The sequence below is a fragment of the Hydrogenophaga sp. genome (assembly GCF_051860785.1).
Classification (GTDB): Bacteria; Pseudomonadota; Gammaproteobacteria; order Burkholderiales; family Burkholderiaceae_C; genus Hydrogenophaga.
In genome coordinates this window covers 286,152-303,982 of sequence record NZ_JBIMLB010000002.1, presented here as the reverse complement: position 1 = coordinate 303,982, position 17,831 = coordinate 286,152, and the positions used below count along the sequence as shown (strand labels likewise).

The 17,831-nt window shown below is 67.5% G+C and carries 14 protein-coding genes, 1 pseudogene and 1 riboswitch; of the genes and pseudogenes, 10 read left to right on the top strand and 5 right to left on the bottom strand.

Annotation, left to right across the window (positions count from 1 at the left end; all coding sequences use genetic code 11):
• Nucleotides 1-8: 8 nt before the first annotated feature.
• From ACTIF6_RS04500 to ACTIF6_RS04485, 4 genes are read right to left on the bottom strand one after another with little or no spacing between them, the layout of a single operon-like run.
• Nucleotides 9-1,994, bottom strand: coding sequence for an acetyl/propionyl/methylcrotonyl-CoA carboxylase subunit alpha (locus ACTIF6_RS04500; protein WP_439586809.1), 1,986 nt, complete (start codon nucleotides 1,992-1,994; stop codon nucleotides 9-11).
• Nucleotides 1,991-3,154, bottom strand: coding sequence for an acyl-CoA dehydrogenase family protein (locus tag ACTIF6_RS04495; RefSeq protein ID WP_439586808.1), 1,164 nt, complete (start codon nucleotides 3,152-3,154; stop codon nucleotides 1,991-1,993). Before ACTIF6_RS04495 ends, ACTIF6_RS04500 begins: the two co-directional genes overlap by 4 nt.
• 32 nt (nucleotides 3,155-3,186) lie before the next feature.
• Nucleotides 3,187-4,806: an acyl-CoA carboxylase subunit beta gene (locus tag ACTIF6_RS04490; protein ID WP_439586807.1), complete on the bottom strand. Its 1,620-nt coding sequence runs from the start codon at nucleotides 4,804-4,806 to the stop codon at nucleotides 3,187-3,189.
• An 18-nt stretch (nucleotides 4,807-4,824) separates the two neighbouring features.
• Nucleotides 4,825-5,823, bottom strand: coding sequence for a Bug family tripartite tricarboxylate transporter substrate binding protein (locus tag ACTIF6_RS04485; protein WP_439586806.1), 999 nt, complete (start codon nucleotides 5,821-5,823; stop codon nucleotides 4,825-4,827).
• A 222-nt stretch (nucleotides 5,824-6,045) separates the two neighbouring features.
• Between ACTIF6_RS04485 and ACTIF6_RS04480 the strand changes: the two genes are divergently transcribed.
• From ACTIF6_RS04480 to ACTIF6_RS04445, 8 genes are read left to right on the top strand one after another with little or no spacing between them, the layout of a single operon-like run.
• Nucleotides 6,046-6,801: an IclR family transcriptional regulator gene (locus ACTIF6_RS04480; protein ID WP_439586805.1), complete on the top strand. Its 756-nt coding sequence runs from the start codon at nucleotides 6,046-6,048 to the stop codon at nucleotides 6,799-6,801.
• A 13-nt stretch (nucleotides 6,802-6,814) separates the two neighbouring features.
• Nucleotides 6,815-7,567 carry an SDR family NAD(P)-dependent oxidoreductase gene (locus tag ACTIF6_RS04475; protein ID WP_439586804.1) on the top strand — a complete coding sequence of 251 codons (753 nt, stop codon included), beginning with the start codon at nucleotides 6,815-6,817 and terminating at the stop codon, nucleotides 7,565-7,567.
• Between the two features lie 35 nt (nucleotides 7,568-7,602).
• A complete protein-coding gene (locus tag ACTIF6_RS04470; RefSeq protein ID WP_439586803.1) occupies nucleotides 7,603-8,103 on the top strand; it encodes a MaoC family dehydratase in 501 nt (166 codons plus the stop codon).
• A complete protein-coding gene (locus ACTIF6_RS04465; RefSeq protein WP_439586802.1) occupies nucleotides 8,100-10,223 on the top strand; it encodes an acetate--CoA ligase family protein in 2,124 nt (707 codons plus the stop codon). Before ACTIF6_RS04470 ends, ACTIF6_RS04465 begins: the two co-directional genes overlap by 4 nt.
• Entirely contained in the window at nucleotides 10,220-11,017 is a 798-nt protein-coding gene (locus ACTIF6_RS04460) for a citryl-CoA lyase (protein WP_439586801.1), read from the top strand. Before ACTIF6_RS04465 ends, ACTIF6_RS04460 begins: the two co-directional genes overlap by 4 nt.
• On the top strand, nucleotides 11,010-12,029 hold the full coding sequence (locus tag ACTIF6_RS04455; protein ID WP_439586800.1) for an NAD(P)H-dependent flavin oxidoreductase: 1,020 nt from the start codon (nucleotides 11,010-11,012) through the stop codon (nucleotides 12,027-12,029). Before ACTIF6_RS04460 ends, ACTIF6_RS04455 begins: the two co-directional genes overlap by 8 nt.
• The gene (locus tag ACTIF6_RS04450; RefSeq protein WP_439586799.1) at nucleotides 12,026-13,846 is read left to right on the top strand and encodes an acyclic terpene utilization AtuA family protein; all 1,821 of its coding nucleotides are present in this window, start codon (nucleotides 12,026-12,028) and stop codon (nucleotides 13,844-13,846) included. The genes ACTIF6_RS04455 and ACTIF6_RS04450 overlap by 4 nt, the downstream gene beginning before the upstream one ends.
• Entirely contained in the window at nucleotides 13,839-14,627 is a 789-nt protein-coding gene (locus ACTIF6_RS04445) for an enoyl-CoA hydratase-related protein (protein ID WP_439586798.1), read from the top strand. The genes ACTIF6_RS04450 and ACTIF6_RS04445 overlap by 8 nt, the downstream gene beginning before the upstream one ends.
• A 19-nt stretch (nucleotides 14,628-14,646) precedes the next feature.
• Here ACTIF6_RS04445 and ACTIF6_RS04440 read toward each other — a convergent pair whose 3' ends face one another.
• Nucleotides 14,647-15,459 (bottom strand): DUF72 domain-containing protein, encoded by an 813-nt coding sequence (locus ACTIF6_RS04440; protein ID WP_439586797.1) that lies wholly within the window; start codon nucleotides 15,457-15,459, stop codon nucleotides 14,647-14,649.
• Between the two features lie 45 nt (nucleotides 15,460-15,504).
• A riboswitch (TPP riboswitch) is annotated at nucleotides 15,505-15,619 on the top strand.
• A gap of 57 nt (nucleotides 15,620-15,676) precedes the next feature.
• On the opposite strand from ACTIF6_RS04440, the gene thiC reads away from it, so the two are divergent.
• Nucleotides 15,677-17,578, top strand: coding sequence for a phosphomethylpyrimidine synthase ThiC (gene thiC, locus ACTIF6_RS04435; RefSeq protein ID WP_439586796.1), 1,902 nt, complete (start codon nucleotides 15,677-15,679; stop codon nucleotides 17,576-17,578).
• A gap of 10 nt (nucleotides 17,579-17,588) precedes the next feature.
• Nucleotides 17,589-17,816: pseudogene (locus tag ACTIF6_RS04430) on the top strand (DUF1653 domain-containing protein); the annotation flags it as partial.
• Nucleotides 17,817-17,831 lie beyond the last annotated feature (15 nt).

The window sequence follows — 17,831 nt, the reverse complement described above, 5'->3', positions numbered from 1 at the left end:
TGTTCTCTTCAATTCACCGCGGCGACCACCGCCGCAGGCGCTTCGACAAGGGCCAGGGGCTGGCCGGGCGATACCTGGTCGCCCACCACGACATTCAGTTCCGCCAGCGTGCCGTCGTGCGGCGCGGTGAGCACGTGTTCCATCTTCATGGCCTCCAGCACCACGACCGCGTCACCTCTCTGCAGGGCATCGCCCACCGTGTGCATGACCTTGACCACGCGGCCGTTGAGCGGCGCACGCAGGGCGCCACTGGCACCTGCGCTCGCGGCACTGGCCACCGGCTCCAGCGTGAGGTCTTCGAACAAGGCCTCGCGCCCTTCCATCTGCAAGGCCATGCGCCGAGCCTTGCGCGCCAGGTGCACCTCACGGGCAAGGCCATCCAGTTCCAGGCGCAGCAGCGGGCCTGCGGGCCGGGCCAGCCAGCGCAGCGTGGTGGTCGGGCCGTTGCCTTCGTGCACGTTGATCATGTCGCGCTGCACGACGACGGAGAAACGCCGGGTCTCGTCACCCAGGCCCAGCCGCACCGAACGCGCGCGCAGACCCGTGCTCGACCAGCCCAGGAAATCGTCACCCACCACCTGGTCCGAGACCGGCATGGCGGCAGCCACTGCAGCAGCCACGGCCCACAAGTGCGCACCAGGCACCTGCGCACGATCGCTGTTGGCGGAGAAGTGCGCAGCGATGAATCCGGTGGAGAAGTCGCCGGAGAGGAAGGCCGGATGCCGCAGCACCGCTGCGAGAAAGGCGCGGTTGCTCGGCAGACCGAGGCACACCGTGCGATCGAGTCCATCGGCCAGGCGCTGCGCGGCCTGCGCGCGGTCGCTGCCGTGCGCCACCACCTTGCCGAGCATGGAGTCGTACCAGGGACTCACCACACTGCCACTGCGCAGCGCATGGTCGGTGCGCAGGCCCGGTGCGGCCTGCCACAGCGCCACCGTGCCCGTCTGCGGCAGGAAATCGCTGTCCGGCGACTCGGCGCACAAGCGCACTTCAATCGCGTGGCCGGTGATGCGCACGTCGTCTTGAGTGAGCGGCAACGGCTCGCCGGCCGCCACGCGCAACTGCAGCTCCACCAGATCCAGGCCGGTAACGGCTTCCGTCACGGGATGCTCCACCTGCAGGCGGGTGTTCATCTCCATGAAGTAGTAGGCACCGTCCGTGTCCAGCAGAAACTCCACCGTGCCCGCACCCCGGTAGCCGATCTGGCGCGCCACCGCCACGGCGCTGGCGCCCATGCGCTCGCGCAGCGCGGCATCCACCGCAGGCGACGGCGCTTCTTCCACGATCTTCTGGTGGCGACGCTGGATCGAGCAGTCGCGCTCGCCCAGGTGAATGGTGTGGCCGTGCGCATCGGCCATCACCTGCACCTCCACATGGCGTGGCGCGAGCAAGGCGCGCTCCAGGATCAGGCGGCCGTCTCCAAACGCGCTCTGCGCTTCGGATCGCGCCGAGTCCAGCGCCTGCGGCAGGTCGGCCGCCTGCATCACCAGCCGCATGCCGCGACCACCACCACCGGCGGCGGCCTTGACCATGAGCGGAAAGCCGATGTGGCCAGCCTCCTGAACCAGGTGTACGGTGGTGGTGTCCTCGCCGTCGTAACCCGGAATGCAGGGCACGCCTGCCGCACGCATGCGCTGCTTGGCCAGCGCCTTGTTGCCCATCGCTTCGATGGCTTCGGCCGAGGGACCGACGAAGACCAGTCCGGCCTGTTCGCAGGCGGCGGCAAAGGCGGCGTTCTCGGCCAGGAAGCCGTACCCCGGATGCACCGCGTCGACGCCAGCACTGCGCGCGGCGGCCAGCAGCGCCGGGATGTTGAGGTACGAATCGCGTGGTGCGGCAGCGCCGATGCACAGCGCTGCATCGGCACTGCGCACGTGCTCGGCATCGCTGTCGGCCTCGGAATACACGGCCACGGTGCGCAGGCCCATGCGGCGCGCGGTGCGCATGATGCGCACGGCGATCTCGCCCCGGTTGGCGATCAGCAGTGTTCTCATGCGCGTGCCCTCGCGGGCAACGTGCCCATGTGCTTGCAGATCACCGACAGCATCACCTCGTCGGCACCACCGCCAATGGAAGCGAGTCGGCCATCGCGGTACAGCCGTGAGGCGGGGTTGTCCCATGTGAAGCCCATGCCGCCCCAGTACTGAAGGCAGGCATCGCTCACGGTCCGCAACAACCGGCCGGCCTTGAGCTTGGCCATGGAGGCCAGCTCGGTCACGTCCGACCCATCCACGTAATGTTCGGTGGCGCGCCAGACCAGCGAGCGCAGGCACTCCACGTCGGCGCGCAATTCGGCCAGGCGGAAATGCACGGTCTGGTTGTCCAGCACGGGTCGCCCAAAAATCTGGCGCTCGCGCGTGTAGTTCACCGTTTCCTCGATGCAGATGTCCAGCATCTGCAGCGCATTGGCGGCCGCCCACAGGCGCTCTTCCTGGAACTGCAGCATCTGGTAGGTGAAGCCCTGCCCTTCTTCGCCGATGCGGTAGTGCTGCGGCACGCGCACGCCGTCGAAATGCACGATGCCGGTGTCCGAGGCGCGCATGCCGATCTTGTCGATGCCGCCCTGCACCGTGATGCCGGGCGCGTCCATCGGTACGCAGATCAGCGTCTTGTTGCGGTGCGCCGGGCCTTCGCTCGTGGTGTTGGCGAGCAGGCAGATCCAGTCGGCCTGCAGGCTGTTGGTGATCCACATCTTGGTGCCGTCAATCACGTAGTCGCCGCCATCGCGGCGCGCCTGGGTGCGGATGGCCGCCACGTCGGAACCCGCGCCGGGCTCGGACACACCGATGCAGGCCACGCGTTCGCCAGCGATGGAGGGCTCGAGGAACTCGCGCTGCAAAGCCTCACTGCCAAAGCGCGCCAAGGCAGGCGTGGCCATGTCGGTCTGCACCCCGATCGCCATCTGGACGCCTGCTGAGCGGATGTGCCCCAGCGTTTCGGCCATCACCACGCCGTAGGAATAGTCCAGCCCTGCCCCGCCACAGGACGCCGGCTTGGTCAGGCCCAGCAGCCCGAGTTCGCCGAGGCGACCGAACACCTCGTGCGCGGGGAAGCGACCTGCAGCCTCCCAGGCGTCCACTTGCGGGTTGATCTCGTCGTCGATGAAGCGCCGCAGCGTGCGGCGGATCTGCTCGTGTTCGTGCGTGAGTTTCAAGGCGGTGTCCGGAAACGGGGAATGAATGGAGGTCAGGGACGCGACACGGCGAACTGGATGGGCCGCATGGCGCGGCGGCGTGCGTCCTCGCACACGCCCATCACGATGCCGAGCACGCGGCGCGTGTCTCGCGGGTCGATCACACCGTCGTCGAGCAACAAGCCCGAGGTGTAGAAGGCCGGCGTCTGGCGTTCGAAGGTGTCGATCAGCTTTTCGCGCATGGCAGCGATGGCGACCGGGTCGACCTCCTTGCCACGGCGGCGCAGGCCGGCTTCGGTGACCGCGGTCATGGTGCCGGCGGCCTGTTCGGCACCCATGAGTCCGGTGCGCGAATGCGGCCACGCAAACACGAAGCTCGGCCCGAACGAACGGCCACACATGCCGTAGTTGCCCGCGCCAAAGCTGGCGTTGCACAGCACGGTGATCTTGGGCACGGTGGCGTTGGCCACGGCCTGGATCATCTTGGAGCCGTGCTTGATCATGCCCTCGCGTTCGGACTGCCGACCCACCATGAAGCCGGTGGTGTTCTGCAGGAAGACCAGCGGCACATCCGACTGGCAGCAAGCCTGGATGAAGTGCACCACCTTGGTGGCGCCCGCCGGGTCGAGCGGGCCGTTGTTGGCGATGAATCCCACGCGCCGGCCGTAGAGCGCGCCGTGGCCGCAAACCGTCGCAGGCCCGTAGCCGGCCTTGAACTCCAGGAACTCGGAGGCATCGGCGATGCGCGCGATCACCTCGCGCATGTCCACCGGCTTCTTCTGATCGGGGCCGAACAGGCCCAGCAGTTCCTCCGGGTCCAGAAGGGGCGCCGGGCCTTCGTCGGCACGCGGCGGCAGGTCGCGGTTCCAGCCCAGTGAGGCCACCAGCTCGCGTGCGATGCCGATGGCGTGGGCATCGTCCTCTGCCAGGTATTCGGCCAGGCCGGTGGTGCCCGCATGCAGTTCCGCGCCGCCCAGTTCTTCGTCGGTGGCGATCTCCCCCGTGGCGGCCTTGAGCAGAGGCGGGCCAGCCAGGAAGGCCTTGGCACGGCCGCGCACCATCACCACATAGTCGGACAACCCCGGCATGTAGGCGCCACCGGCGGTGGACGAGCCATGCACCACCGCCAGCACCGGGATGCCTGCAGCGGACAGGCGGGCAAGGTTGTAGAAGTTCGCGCCGCCGTGGATGAAATGCTCCACGCGGTAGTTGAACAGGTTGGCGCCGGCCGACTCCACCAGGTGCAGGAAAGGCAGTCGATTGTCCAGCGCGATCTGCTGCGCGCGCTGGAACTTCTCGATGCCCATGGGCTGCATCGCACCGGCCTCGATGCCGGCGTCGTCGACGACGACCATGACGCGCACGCCCGATACCCAACCGATACCGCAGATCATGCCCCCGCCAGGCACGGTGCGATCGGCATCGTCGTGGTCCTGGAGATAACCGGCCATGGTCGACAGTTCGAGAAAGGGTGCGCCCGGATCGAGCAGCAGACCCGCTCTCTCCTGCGGCAGCAACTGACCCCGCTTCTCGAACAGTGGCGCGGCGCGTGCCGACGCAGCGCGTGTGCGCGCCTCCAGCTCACGCAGCAAGCCCAGTTGGGCCAGTGCGTGGCGCGCGTTCTCCCCTGACGCCTCGCTCGTTCGAGCGGCGCTGCTCATCCATGCCGGCATGTGGGTATCTCCGTGGTGCTACTGCGGTACGGCGCCGGAGCGGCGCGCCAGGTCTTGCCACTTCACGGTTTCGCTGGCCACGAAAGCGGTGAACTTCGGCCCGGCGATGTTCAGCGGCAGCACACCGGCCTTGGCCGCCACCTGCGTGAACTCGGGGCTGGCGATCGCCTTCTCCATTTCGGCAGAAAGGCGCGCCACGATGGCCGGTGGCGTTCTGGCAGGCGCGAAGAGCCCGGTCCAGGCGACGGACTCGACATCGGCCACGCCGGCCTCGGCCATGGTGGGCACGTTGGGCAGCGAGGCCACGCGCTGGCCGTACGTGACGGCGAGCGCGCGCAGCGTGCCCGCCTGCACATGGGGCCCGGATGAGGCGGGGTAGTCAAACATCAGGTCGACCTGCCCGCCCATGAGGTCGGTGAGCGCAGGTGAGCTGCCCTTGTAGGCCACGTGCGTGAGCTCGATGCCGGCGGCGCGCTGGAACATCAGTGCGGTCAGGTGGGTGGACGTGCCCGCACCCGCCGAGGCGAAGTTGAGCTTGCCGGGATGGGCCTTGGCGTAGGCCACCAGTTCGCGCACGGTCTTGTAGGGCCGGTCGGGTGGTACCACCAGAAGATTGACGCCACCGGCGATGGCATGCACCGGCACGAAGTCATTCACCGGGTCGTAGGGCAGCGACTTGTAGAACACCGCGTTGGTGGCCTGCGTACCTTGCGAGCCGACGAACAGGGTGTGGCCGTCGGGTGCAGAACGCGCAGCAGCCGCAGCGGCGACCGAACCGCCGGCACCGCCCCGGTTGTCCACCACCACAGGCTGGCCTAGCTGTTCGGACAGGCGCTGGGCCACGCTGCGGGCCAGCGCATCGGCCACGCCACCGGCCGGGAACGGCGCCACGATGGTCAGCGCTCGCGTTGGCCAGGCAGGCGCTGGCGCCTGGGCATGCCCCGCCAGCGGAACTGCCGCCGCCAAAGCCAGAAGGAAGGGGGCCGCGTGTCGCAGCGCGTGGCGGATGGGTCTCATGTTGTCTCCGGTGAATATGTCCAACGACGCTCCAATGTCATTTCACGATATCTCGCAGACATCTACGATACACCGCAATGTTTTGAAGTGCAATCGTTTTTTTACCTTAATTTGTCTACAATCCATCATCGATTCAATTTTTAACGATTCCGATATTTCGTAGACATTGTCAGATAGCTGTTGTACATTTTGCTCATCGACCCACCAGAACCGAAAGTCACCATGCCCTCCATCGTCCCCGCCTGCACCCGCACCATGGCCGTGCTCGAGGTCTTCGCACGCGAAAAACGTGAACTGTCCAACTCGGACGTGGCCCGCTTCCTTGACCTGCCCGACAGCTCCTGCTCCGACCTGCTGCACACGCTGCACCAGGGGGGCTACGTGTTGCGCACGGCGCGCACGCGGCGCTTCTATCCGACCAGCCGCATTTACACCGTGGCCTCCGAGATCGTTCGCAACGACCCGCTCTACGCAGCCGGTGTGGAGGCGCTCGAGCTGCTCGTGGCCAAAACGGGCGAAACCGCCTTCTGTGGCCGACTCGACGACGGTGCCGTCAAGGTGATTGCCATGCAGGAAGGCCGCCACCCGCTGCGCTACGTGCTCAACACCGGCGAACGCATCGCCCTGCACGCCTCGGGCCTGGGCAAGGCGCTGCTTGGCCTGATCGGGGAAGAAGACCCCGCGGAGGCCGCGCGCCAGATGCGGCTCAAGCCCATGCGCGAGCTGACCCCGCGCACCCTCACCGACGCCGGTCTTCTGGAAGCCGATCTCGCGGCCGGTCGCGAGCGTGGCTGGTACCTGGCGGAAGAGGAAGGCAACGAGGGTGTGTCGGCGTTGGGTGTGGGGGGCTACATCGGTGAAGAAGCCATGGCCATCTCCGTGGGCGGACCAGCCGAGCGCATGCGCCGCAATCTGGACGACTACGTGGTCGCACTGAAGGAAGTGGCAGCCATTGCCTTCGGTCAGCGCAGACATTGAAAAGGAACAACCCGTGGATTTGAATCTGAAGGACAAGGTGGCCCTGGTGACGGGCTCGGGCCGCGGCATTGGCGCGGCGATGGTGCGCGCGTTCGCGCGGGAAGGCGCACGCGTGGTGGTGAGCGACATCGACGGTGGCAATGCGAGTGCCACCGCGAGGGCACTGGTGGACGATGGCTTCGAAGCCATCGCGCTCGAATGCGACGTGACCGATGTGGCCAGCGTGCAGCACATGGAGAAGATGGCCACGCAGGCCTTCGGTGGTGTGGACATCCTGGTCAACAACGCCGCCTGGACCAAGGACGTGTACCTCACGAAGATGGATCCTTCGCTCTGGGACAAGACCATGGACGTGATCCTCAAGGGCAGTTTCAACTGTGCCCAGGCGATGTTGCCCGGCATGATGGCGCGCCGCTGGGGCCGTGTGATCAACATCTCCTCGCGTTCGCTGTTCGGCAACCCGGGCCAGACGAGCTACGCCGCCGCCAAGGCCGGCATCGTGGGCTTCACGCGCGCGCTCTCGCAGGAACAAGGCAAGTTCGGCATCACCGTCAACGCCATCGCCCCGGGTTTCATCATGACCGAGCAGATGCAGTCCCTGCCGAAGTTCGAACAACTGCGCGAAGCCGCCATGGCCCGCAATCCGGTGGGTTTTCTGGGCGAGCCTGAAGACGTGGCCAACGCCACGCTGTTCCTGGCATCCGACGCCGCCCGCTACATCAGCGGCACCACGCTTTACGTCACCGGCGGTCGCTACTCGTCCTGAGCGGCCACGCACCCAACTACAACGGAGACCTCACCATGCAGACATCCCTGCAGGCCCCACCGCCAGCCGAACTCGCCGCCCTGCGCTACTGGTGGGAGGACCTCAAGCCCGGCGTGGCCTGGCGCACCAGCACCCGCACCATCACCGAAGCCGACGTGGTGCAGTTCGCCACCTACAGCGGCGACCTCAACCGCGCGCATGTGGATGCCGAGTACGCCGCCACCCTGCCGATGTACGGCCAGCGGCTGGTGCATGGCATGCTGGTGGTCTCCTACATGGCAGGCCTGAGCACGCGCACCATGGCCTACCAGATGCTCGAGCCCTCGCTGCTGGGTCTGCTGGAAGTGCGCTGCAAGTTCCCCGCCCCGACCTTCATCGGCGACACCATCGCAGTGGACATTGAAGTCGTGGAGCAGAAAGAGACTTCGAAAAGCGAACGCGGCGTGGTCACCTTCAAGCGCACCGCCATCAACCAGCGCGGCGAGGCCGTGGCCGAATGCCTGGTCACGCAGCTTGTCTCGCGCCGGCCGTCATGAGCGGCGCCCAGGACCTGAGCCTGCTGTTCGAACCGCGCTCGGTGGCGCTGATTGGCGCCTCGGACCGGGCAGGCAGCATCGGTGGCTACGCCTTGCAGAACATCACCGAGCATTCCGATTTCACGGGCGATCTCTACCTGGTCAATCCGCGCCGGACCGACATCGGTGGCCGCACCTGCTGGCCATCGGTGGCGGCGCTGCCCGCCACCCCCGATCTCGCCATGCTTGCGGTGCCCGCGCCTGATGTGCTGCCGGCCTTGCAGGAATGCGCGGCGCGCGGTGTGCGCTTTGCCATCGTGTTCACCTCGGGCTTCGGCGAAACCGGTGAAGAAGGCAAGGCGCTCGAGGCGCAGATGAGGGAGATCGTGGCGCAGAGCGGCATGCGCATCTACGGCCCCAACTGCCCTGGCCTGACCAACGTCAACCGGCGCCTGGGCCTCACCTTTTCTCCCGCCTTCAAGCTGGATCTGCTGGCCGGCCCGATCGGCATCGCCACGCAAGGAGGCGGCCTCGGCCGCTGCCTGCTGCAGGCCATGCAGCGTGGCATTGGCGTGGGCGTGTGGACATCGGCCGGCAACGAGGTGGACCTGGAGGTCAGCGATTTCATTCACCACATGGCCGGCGCCACCGGCATCGAGGTGATCGCCACGCTGCTCGAAGGTGTTCGCGATGGGGCGCGTTTCCTGCACGCGGTGCGGCACGCCGCGCTCCAGCGCAAGCCGGTGGTGGCGCTGAAGATCGGCCGTTCCGAATACGGCCGGCGTGCCGCCCAGTCGCACACCGCATCGATCGCCGGTTCCGCCGAGGTCAACAGCGCAGTCATGCGGCAGATGGGCGTGATCGAGGTGGACGACATCGACGAACTGATCGATACCGCCGCGCTGCTGGCACGCGCACGGCCCGGCCCTGCCGAGAAGATCGCCGTGTTCTGTTCTTCTGGCGGCACCGCCGCCCTCAGTGCCGACATGATCGGATCGGCTGGTCTGGAACTCGCGGAATTTCAGGGCAGGACACGGGCCGAGCTGGCCGGGTTGTTGCCAAGCTTCGCTTCAGCAACCAACCCGGTGGACACCACCGGCGAGATCATGCGCGACCTTGAGGCGATGACCGCCACCCTGCGCGCGGTGGTCAGCGACCCGGCGGTGGGCCTGGTGCTGTACCCGATTCCCCTGGAATACGGTCCCGTCACGCAGGTCGTCGCGGAGAGCGTCGTTCGGGTTCAGCGCGAGACCTCCAAGCCCATCGTGGCCGTCTGGATGAGCGACCGCCTGGGCGCCGGCTACGACGTGCTGGTGGACGGTGGCCTGATGCCATTTCGCAGCGTGGGCAAAGCGGTGAAGGCCATTGCGCGCTGGGTGGCTTACGGCCAATGGCGCCTGCGCGCCGATGCCACGGCGGTGCCCGAGCCGCTGCAGCTGTCTGCACCCAGGGGCCAGGCGTTGCCCGACGTGTCCACCGAACCCCTGGCCAAGGCCTGGCTCGCAGGCCATGGCATTCCCATGCCGGCTCACCGCCTGGCCCGTACCCTGGCAGAGGCACAGGAAGCCGCCGCCGCCATGGGATGGCCGGTGGTGGCCAAGGTGGCCAGCGCCGATGTGCTCCACAAGTCCGACGCCGGCGGCGTGGCGGTGGGCCTGCGCAATGCCGATGAGCTGGCACAGGCCTGGGAACGTATTCACCACAGCGTTGCAGCGGCGTTGCCAAACGCTCGCATCCAGGGTCTGCTGATCGAGCGCATGGCACCCCCTGGTGGCGTGGAAACGCTGGTGGGCGTGCACCAGGACGAATGCTTTGGCCCGGTGCTCAGTGTCGGCCTGGGTGGCATCCACGTGGAGGTGCTCAAGGACGTGAGCCGCCGCCTGCTGCCGATTCACCTGGACGATGCGCGCGACATGCTGCGCGAGTTGCGCGGCCACGCCATCCTGCGCGGCGTGCGCGGGCAACCACCGCGCGACACCGAATCCTTGGCCCGCACGCTGGTGGCCGTGTCGGACCTGGTGACGGCGCATCACGGCGCCATCGCCGAACTCGAGATCAACCCCCTCTGGGTGGGAGCGCAAGGCCAGGGTGTGCTGGCGCTGGACGCGCTCGCCATCCCTTCCGGAGACCACGCAACATGACCGTCAAGACCGACATCGGCACGACCACGCCCGACCGCATCACGGTTCGCGGCAAGAACATTTCCACCGAGATCCTGGGACAGTTCGACTTCGTCGACATGATCTGGTGGACCACCTTCGCCCGCATGCCGGAGCAGCGCGAGAAGAACATGGCCAACCTGGTGCTGGTGATGGCCACGGACCACGGCCTCACGCCCAGCGCCATCAGCGCTCGCCTGACCTACCTGGGTGCACCCGAAGCCTTGCAGGGTGCCGTGGCCGCCGGGCTGCTGGGTGCGGGCAGCGTGTTCCTGGGTTCGGCCCAGAACGTCACGGAGATGCTGGTGCGCGGCGCCGCACCGCTCACGGACGAAGCCAGCGACGCGCAGGTGCGTGAATGCGCGCGCGCGCTGGTTCAGGAGTTCCGCGACGCGCGCCGACCACTGAGTGGGGTCGGCCATCCCATCCACATCGACGGCGACCCGCGCATTCCCACCCTGGCGGCGGTGTCGCGCGACAACGGTTACTACGGCCGCCACTGGCGGCTGATGGAGGCCATTGCCGTCGTGCTGCGCGAAGACTTCGGCCGCCCCCTGCCCCTCAACGCCGCCGGCGGTGTCGGCGCCATCTTTGCCGAGATGGGTCTCGATCCGTTGCTCGCGCGCGGCCTCGGCCTGATCGGGCGCAGCGCTGGCCTGGTGGCCCACATTCTTGAAGAGCGTGAGTCGCCAACCGGCCAGCAGATATGGGACCTGGTGCTGGCACAGGATCCACGCAACGCGCTGCCGGTGCGCCAGGGAGCACGACGTGCATGAGCGCGGGCCGCAAGGGCCCTTCCAGACCCGCATCACCCAGCTCTTCGGCATCCGCCTGCCCATCCTGGCAGCGGGTCTGCAATGGATTTCGGACGCCAGCTACGTCAGTGCCGCCGTGCGCGCCGGCACCATGGGTTTCATCACGGCGCGTTCGTTTGCCTCGCCCGAGGCGGTGCGCGACGAGATCCGCCGTTGCCGCGACCTGTGTGGCAGCGACCGCTTCGGCGTGAACCTCTCGATGCTGCCCTCGCCACAGCCCCACGAGCGCATGGAGGAACTGGTGGAAGTCATCGCCACGGAAGGTGTGCCCTTCGTGGAGACCGCTGGACGAAACCCGCAACTGCTCCTGCCGCTGTTGCGCTCGGCGGGCGTGAAGCTCATGCACAAGGTGCCCACCCTGCGCCATGCCCTTTCTGCACAGAAGCTGGGCGTGGACGCGGTCTGCCTGGTGGGCGCCGAGGCAGGCGGGCATCCTTCGGCCGACCTCATCGGCACCATGGTGCAGGCCACACTGCTGGCACGCGCGATCAAGATCCCGACCGTGATCGGCGGTGGCATCGGCACTGGCGAGCAGATCGTGGCGGCGCTTGCGCTCGGCGTGGACGGCGTGGCCATGGGCACGCGGTTTCTGGTGGCTGAAGAAGCCTGGTCGCACCGTGACTACAAGGAACGCCTGGTGGCCGCCAACGAAACTGCCACTGCGCTGGTGATGCAGAGCCTGAACAACACCTCGCGCGCGCTGGCCAACGAGACCACGCGCACCGTCGCCGACCTGGAGCGCGAAGGTGCCGGCCTGGCCGATCTCATGCCGCACATCACCGGCAAGCTCGGACGCGCCGCCTATGCCTCGGGCGATGCCACACGCGGCCTCATTTCCCTGGGGCAGGCGGTGACCTTCGCCGATCGCATCGAGCAATTCGCGTCGATCACCGCGCGCCTGGAAGAAGAGATGCGGGCCTCGCTGGCGCGGCTGGACGAACAACGCGTGGACCGGCGCGCGCCCACCGCATGAACGCCGAACGCAACGAGGTTCGCATCGGTTGCGGCGGCGGCTTCTGGGGCGACACGCCCGAGGGTCCGCGGCAGCTCATCGAGCGCGGCGAACTGCACTACCTCATGCTCGACTACCTGGCCGAAGTCACCATGTCGATCCTGGCGCGCATGCGCGCGCGCAACCCGCAAGCCGGCTACGTGCCCGACTTCATCACGCAGGTGATCCGGCCATTCGCGAGCGAAATCGCCCGGCAGGGCGTGAAGGTGGTGGTCAACGCCGGTGGTGTGAACACCGAGGCCTGCAAGGCCGCCATCGAGAAGGAGCTGGCGGCCCAGGGCATTGCGCTGAAGGTGGCTGCCGTGTTCGGCGACGACCTGATGCCGCAGGTCGACGCGCTGCGCGAGCAAGGTGTTCGGGAGATGGCCGACTGCACACCGCTGCCTGAAGGGCTGGTCTCGGCCAACGCCTACCTGGGCGCCTTCCCGATCGCGCAGGCACTCGATGCCGGTGCCGACATCGTGGTCACGGGCCGCTGCGTGGACAGCGCGCTGGTGCTCGGCCCGCTGATCCACGAATTCGGCTGGCAGGCGCACGAATACGATCGGCTTTCAGCGGGCTCGCTGGCCGGGCACGTGATCGAATGCGGACCGCAGTGCACCGGCGGCTTCTCCACCGACTGGCAAACCTTGCAGCACGAGTGGGCCGATATCGGCTTCCCGATCGCGGCCTGCGTTGCCGACGGCAGCTTCACCATCACCAAGCCCGAAGGCACAGGCGGCGCGGTAACGGTGGCGACCGTGAGCGAACAGATCAGCTACGAAACCGGCGACCCGCGCGCCTACCTGTTGCCCGACGTGTGCTGCGACTGGTCCACCGTGAGCGTGACGCCTCAGGGCATTGACCGTGTGCGCGTCGAAGGCGCGCGTGGCCGGGCGCCGAGCCCGCATTGCAAGGTCAGTGCGACGTGGGTGGACGGACATCGCTGCATTGCCACGCTGCTGGTGCGTGGCCAGGACGCCGCGGCCAAGGCCCGCGCGGTGGCCAGGGCCATCCTCGAACGCAGTGGACGCATCCTGCAGCGCGAGAACCTCGGTCCCTTCACCGAGACCTCCGTCGAGGTCTTGGGCGCCGAGGAGGCCTACGGTCCCAACGCCAGTGGCCATGCGCCGCGCGAGGTGGTGCTGAAGCTGGCGGCCCGGCACGCGCAGGCGCGCGCGCTGGAGGTTCTGGCCGGGGAGGTGTTTCCGGCCGCCACCGGCACGGTTCAGGGTGTGGCGGGGGCGCATGGCGGTCGACCCAAGGTGCAGCCTGTGGTGCGCCTGTATTCCTTCCTGCTGGACAAGGCCCGCATACCGGTGCGCGTGAAGGTGGCCGACGACGAAGCCTTCCAGGTGGCCTGGGCAGATGCCTCGCCAGATGCCATGGCGGCTGCGATGACCACCGAAACCGAGGCCGCACCGTTGGCCGAAGGTCCCATGGTGCGCGTGCCACTGGGCACCATCGCCTATGCCCGCAGCGGGGACAAGGGCGACATGTCCAACATCGCCGTCATGGCTCGGTTACCAGAAAGCCTGCCGTTGCTGCGCGAGCAGCTCACCACGGAGCGGGTGAAGGCATGGTTCACGCACCTGGTGCTCGGCAAGGTCGAACGCTTCGACTGGCCGGGCCTGCACGGCCTGAATTTCCTCATGCACCAGGCCCTGGGCGGCGGTGGCGTGGCGTCCCTGAGGTACGACCCACAAGGCAAGGCCCACGCGCAGATCCTGCTGGACATGCCGGTGGACGTGCCCCAGGCCTGGCTGCAGGCCTCCATGAAAGACAAGCACCATGGCTGATGAAGAACAACCCGTCGTGAAGGTCGAGCGGCGGGATGCGGTGCAGTGGCTCACCATCGACCGCGAGCCGCGTCGCAATGCCCTCAATGAAGTCGTGGTGCGACTACTGGGGGAAGGCATCGTGGCCGCGCAGGCAGACCCGGCCTGCCGCGCCATCGTCATCACCGGCGCGGGCGACAAGGCGTTCTGCGCTGGCGCCGACCTGCAGCAAAGTGGTGCCGGCAGCCCGTTCGACGTCGACTACTCGCGCCCGCGCCACTACCTGGTCGCGCTGTTCCGCACCATGCAGGCTTGCGGTCTGCCCATCGTGGCGCGTGTCAACGGCCACGCCCTGGCAGGCGGCTTCGGGTTGCTGTGCGCCTGTGACATGGCCGTGGCGTCAGACGACGCGCTGTTCGGCACGCCCGAAAGCAAGATCGGGCTCACGCCGATGATGATCCTGCCGACCATGCTGCGCGTGCTGCAACCGCGCGCCCTCATGGAGATGTGCATCACCGCCGAACCCATCGACGCGACGCGCGCGCTGGCGCTGGGCGTCGTCAACTACACGGTGCCGCGCGCCGAGCTGGACGACAAGCTGGCCTGGCTGCTCGAGCGCACGGTGGACCGATCCCCTGCTGCACTGCGCCTGGGCAAGCAGGCCTTCCACGCCATGCAGGACATGACGCTGGAGCAGGCACAGGAATACGCGCAGGCCATGGTGCCGGCCATGGTGAGCACCGGCGACGCGCGCGAAGGGCTGGCTGCCTTCCAGCAGAAGCGCGCCCCGGTCTGGCGCTGAGTGACTGTCTCGCTGTCAGCTAACTCAGCCGCGCGATCAAGCTCATGGCCGCAGCGGGTGCACGCTCCTTGGCGCCACTGATGAAGTACATGAACACGTCACGCGGCTTCGCCGGCTTGCCAGTGGGCGCCACCCGTGGCACGTCGATCGGTTCCGCACCCGCCGCCCAGGTCTTCGCCGCCTCGGCCCAACGGTCGAGGGCCTTCGGCGCATAGCCGGTCTTCACTTTCGATTCGGTGCGCATCAGTCGCGCGTAGACGAAGTCCGCCGTCAGGTCGGCGAACGAGGGGTAGTCGTCCGAATCGGTGAAGACGGTGGCACAGCGGTACTTGCGCGCGAGGACGAGGTAGGCGGGATCCATGAAGCTGGGGTGGCGCACGTCCAGCGCATGGCGCAGCGGCACGCCGTCCACCTGGTCGGGCAGGAGCTGCAGGAAGGCTTCGAAATCGCCGGGGTCGAACGCCTTGGTGGGCGCGAACTGCCACACCAGCGGGCCCAGCTTCGGGCCGAGCTCGCCAATGCCGCTGCCGATGAAGCGCTGGATCGAATCGCCCGCCTCGGCCAGCACCTTGCGGTTGGTGGCAAAGCGGTTCGCCTTCAGCGAGAACACGAAGCCCTCGGGCGTGGCGTCGCGCCACTTGGCGAAGGTGGGCGGCTTGAAGGTGCTGTAGTACGTGCCATTGACCTCGATGGCGGTGAGCTGCCTGCTGGCGTACTCCAGTTCCTTGCTGTGGGCGAGCCCCTTGGGATAGAAGTTGTCGCGCCAGGGCTCGAAGGTCCAGCCTCCCACGCCAACCCGCACGCTGCCGGTCTTTGCCTGTTGGTTGCCCACGCTGTTCTCCATCATCGAATGCCGTGTCCGCACGACTTTATACTTCCGACTGCTCCGGGGTGCGCGGACCTGAAAAGGTCCGGTGCTGAGATGGCCGAATGGCCGAACCCGCGAACTTGATCCGGTTAGTACCGGCGAAAGAAGAGCGCACGCACACCCTCGCGGGTGGGCGGCTCCGGGGCATTTCCATCCACGCCCACGTCCAGGAGACCGCCCCATGAACGCCCCCGATCCCATCGCCCTGGCCTCGCTTGCCCAGAGCCGCGAGCCCTTCCCTGCTTCACGCAAGCTGTATGTGCCCGGCCAGCAGCCGGGCGTGAGCGCGCCCATGCGCGAGATCGCGCTGACCAACGGAGAACGTGTGGTGGTCTACGACACCTCGGGGCCTTACTCCGACCCGACGGCCGCCATCGACGTGAAGCGAGGCCTGCCCGATGTGCGCAGCGCCTGGATCGAAGCCCGTGGCGACACCGAGACCTACGCGGGCCGCGCTCGCCAGGCACTGGATGACGGCGTGAAGCATGAAGCGCGCGAGAGCGAACGCATCGAGGCACTGCGCGCCCAGGCCGCCGGCCTGCAGCGCGCGCCGCGCCGAGCACGCAGCGGCATCAACGTGACGCAGATGCACTACGCGCGGCGCGGCATCGTCACACCCGAAATGGAATGCGTGGCGCTGCGCGAGAACGGAAAACGCGAGTGGATGGCCGAGTACCTGGGCGATGCCACGCGCGAAGCACGTCTGCGCGGCAACCCCATGGGCGCGCGCATTCCCGAGGTGATCACCCCCGAGTTCGTGCGCGACGAGGTGGCGCGCGGCCGCGCCATCATCCCGGCCAACATCAACCACACCGAGCTGGAGCCCATGGCCATCGGGCGCAACTTCCTCGTGAAGGTCAACGCCAACATCGGCAACTCGGCCGTGACCTCCAGCATCGAGGAAGAAGTGGACAAGCTGGTGTGGGCGATCCGCTGGGGTGCAGACAACGTGATGGACCTCTCCACCGGCCGCAACATCCACACCACGCGCGACTGGATCGTGCGCAACTCGCCGGTGCCCATCGGCACGGTGCCGATCTACCAGGCACTGGAGAAGGTGGGCGGCGTGGCGGAAGACCTCACCTGGGCCATCTTCCGCGACACCCTGGTTGAGCAGGCCGAGCAAGGGGTGGACTACTTCACCATCCACGCCGGCCTGCGCCTGCCCTTCGTGCACCTCACGGCCAACCGCCGCACCGGCATCGTCTCGCGCGGCGGCTCCATCATGGCCAAGTGGTGCATCACGCACCACCGCGAGAGCTTCCTCTACACGCACTTCGAAGAGATCTGCGAGATCATGAAGGCCTACGACGTGAGCTTCTCGCTCGGCGACGGCCTGCGCCCGGGCAGCGCGGCGGACGCGAACGACGAGGCGCAGTTCGCCGAGCTGCGCACACTGGGCGAGCTCACGCAGGTCGCCTGGAAGCACGACGTGCAGACCATGATCGAAGGGCCGGGCCACGTGCCCATGCACCTGATCCAGGCCAACATGGACGAGCAGCTGAAGCACTGCCACGAGGCGCCTTTCTACACGCTGGGCCCGCTCACCATCGACATCGCGCCGGGCTACGACCACATCGCGAGTGCCATCGGCGCGGCCATGATCGGCTGGATGGGCACGGCCATGCTCTGCTACGTGACGCCCAAGGAACACCTGGGCCTGCCCGACCGCGACGACGTGAAGCAGGGCCTGATCGCCTACAAGATCGCGGCCCACGCGGCCGACATCGCCAAGGGGCACCCGGGTGCCCGCGCGCGCGACGACGCCATGAGCAAGGCACGCTTCGAATTCCGCTGGCACGACCAGTTCAACCTCGGTCTGGACCCGGACACCGCGCGCGACTTCCACGACGAGACGCTGCCCAAGGACAGCAGCAAGGAGGCGCATTTCTGCAGCATGTGCGGCCCGAAGTTCTGCTCGATGAAGATCACGCAGGACGTTCGCGACTACGCAGAAAGGCAGGGGTTGAGCGAGGCCGAAGCCCTCGCTCGTGGCATGGCCGCGAAGTCCGCCGAGTTCAGGGCCACGGGCGGCGAGTTCTACGTGCCGGTGGCATCGATCGCGAAAAAGGCCGACGCATAAACTCGCCGGCATGACCGACGACGACCTGCCCTCGCTGCAACCCACGCCACCCGGCCTGTACCGCCACTACAAGGGCGGCTGGTACGAGGTGCTGGATACCGTGCGCTGCAGCGAGACCCTGCAGGGCATGACGCTGTACCGCGCGCTGTATGGCGGCTGGGGCCTATGGGTGCGGCCGGCGGCCATGTTCGCCGAGGTCGGCGTGTTCGAGGGACGAGAACAACCGCGCTTCACCCGCCAAGACCCGGCGACC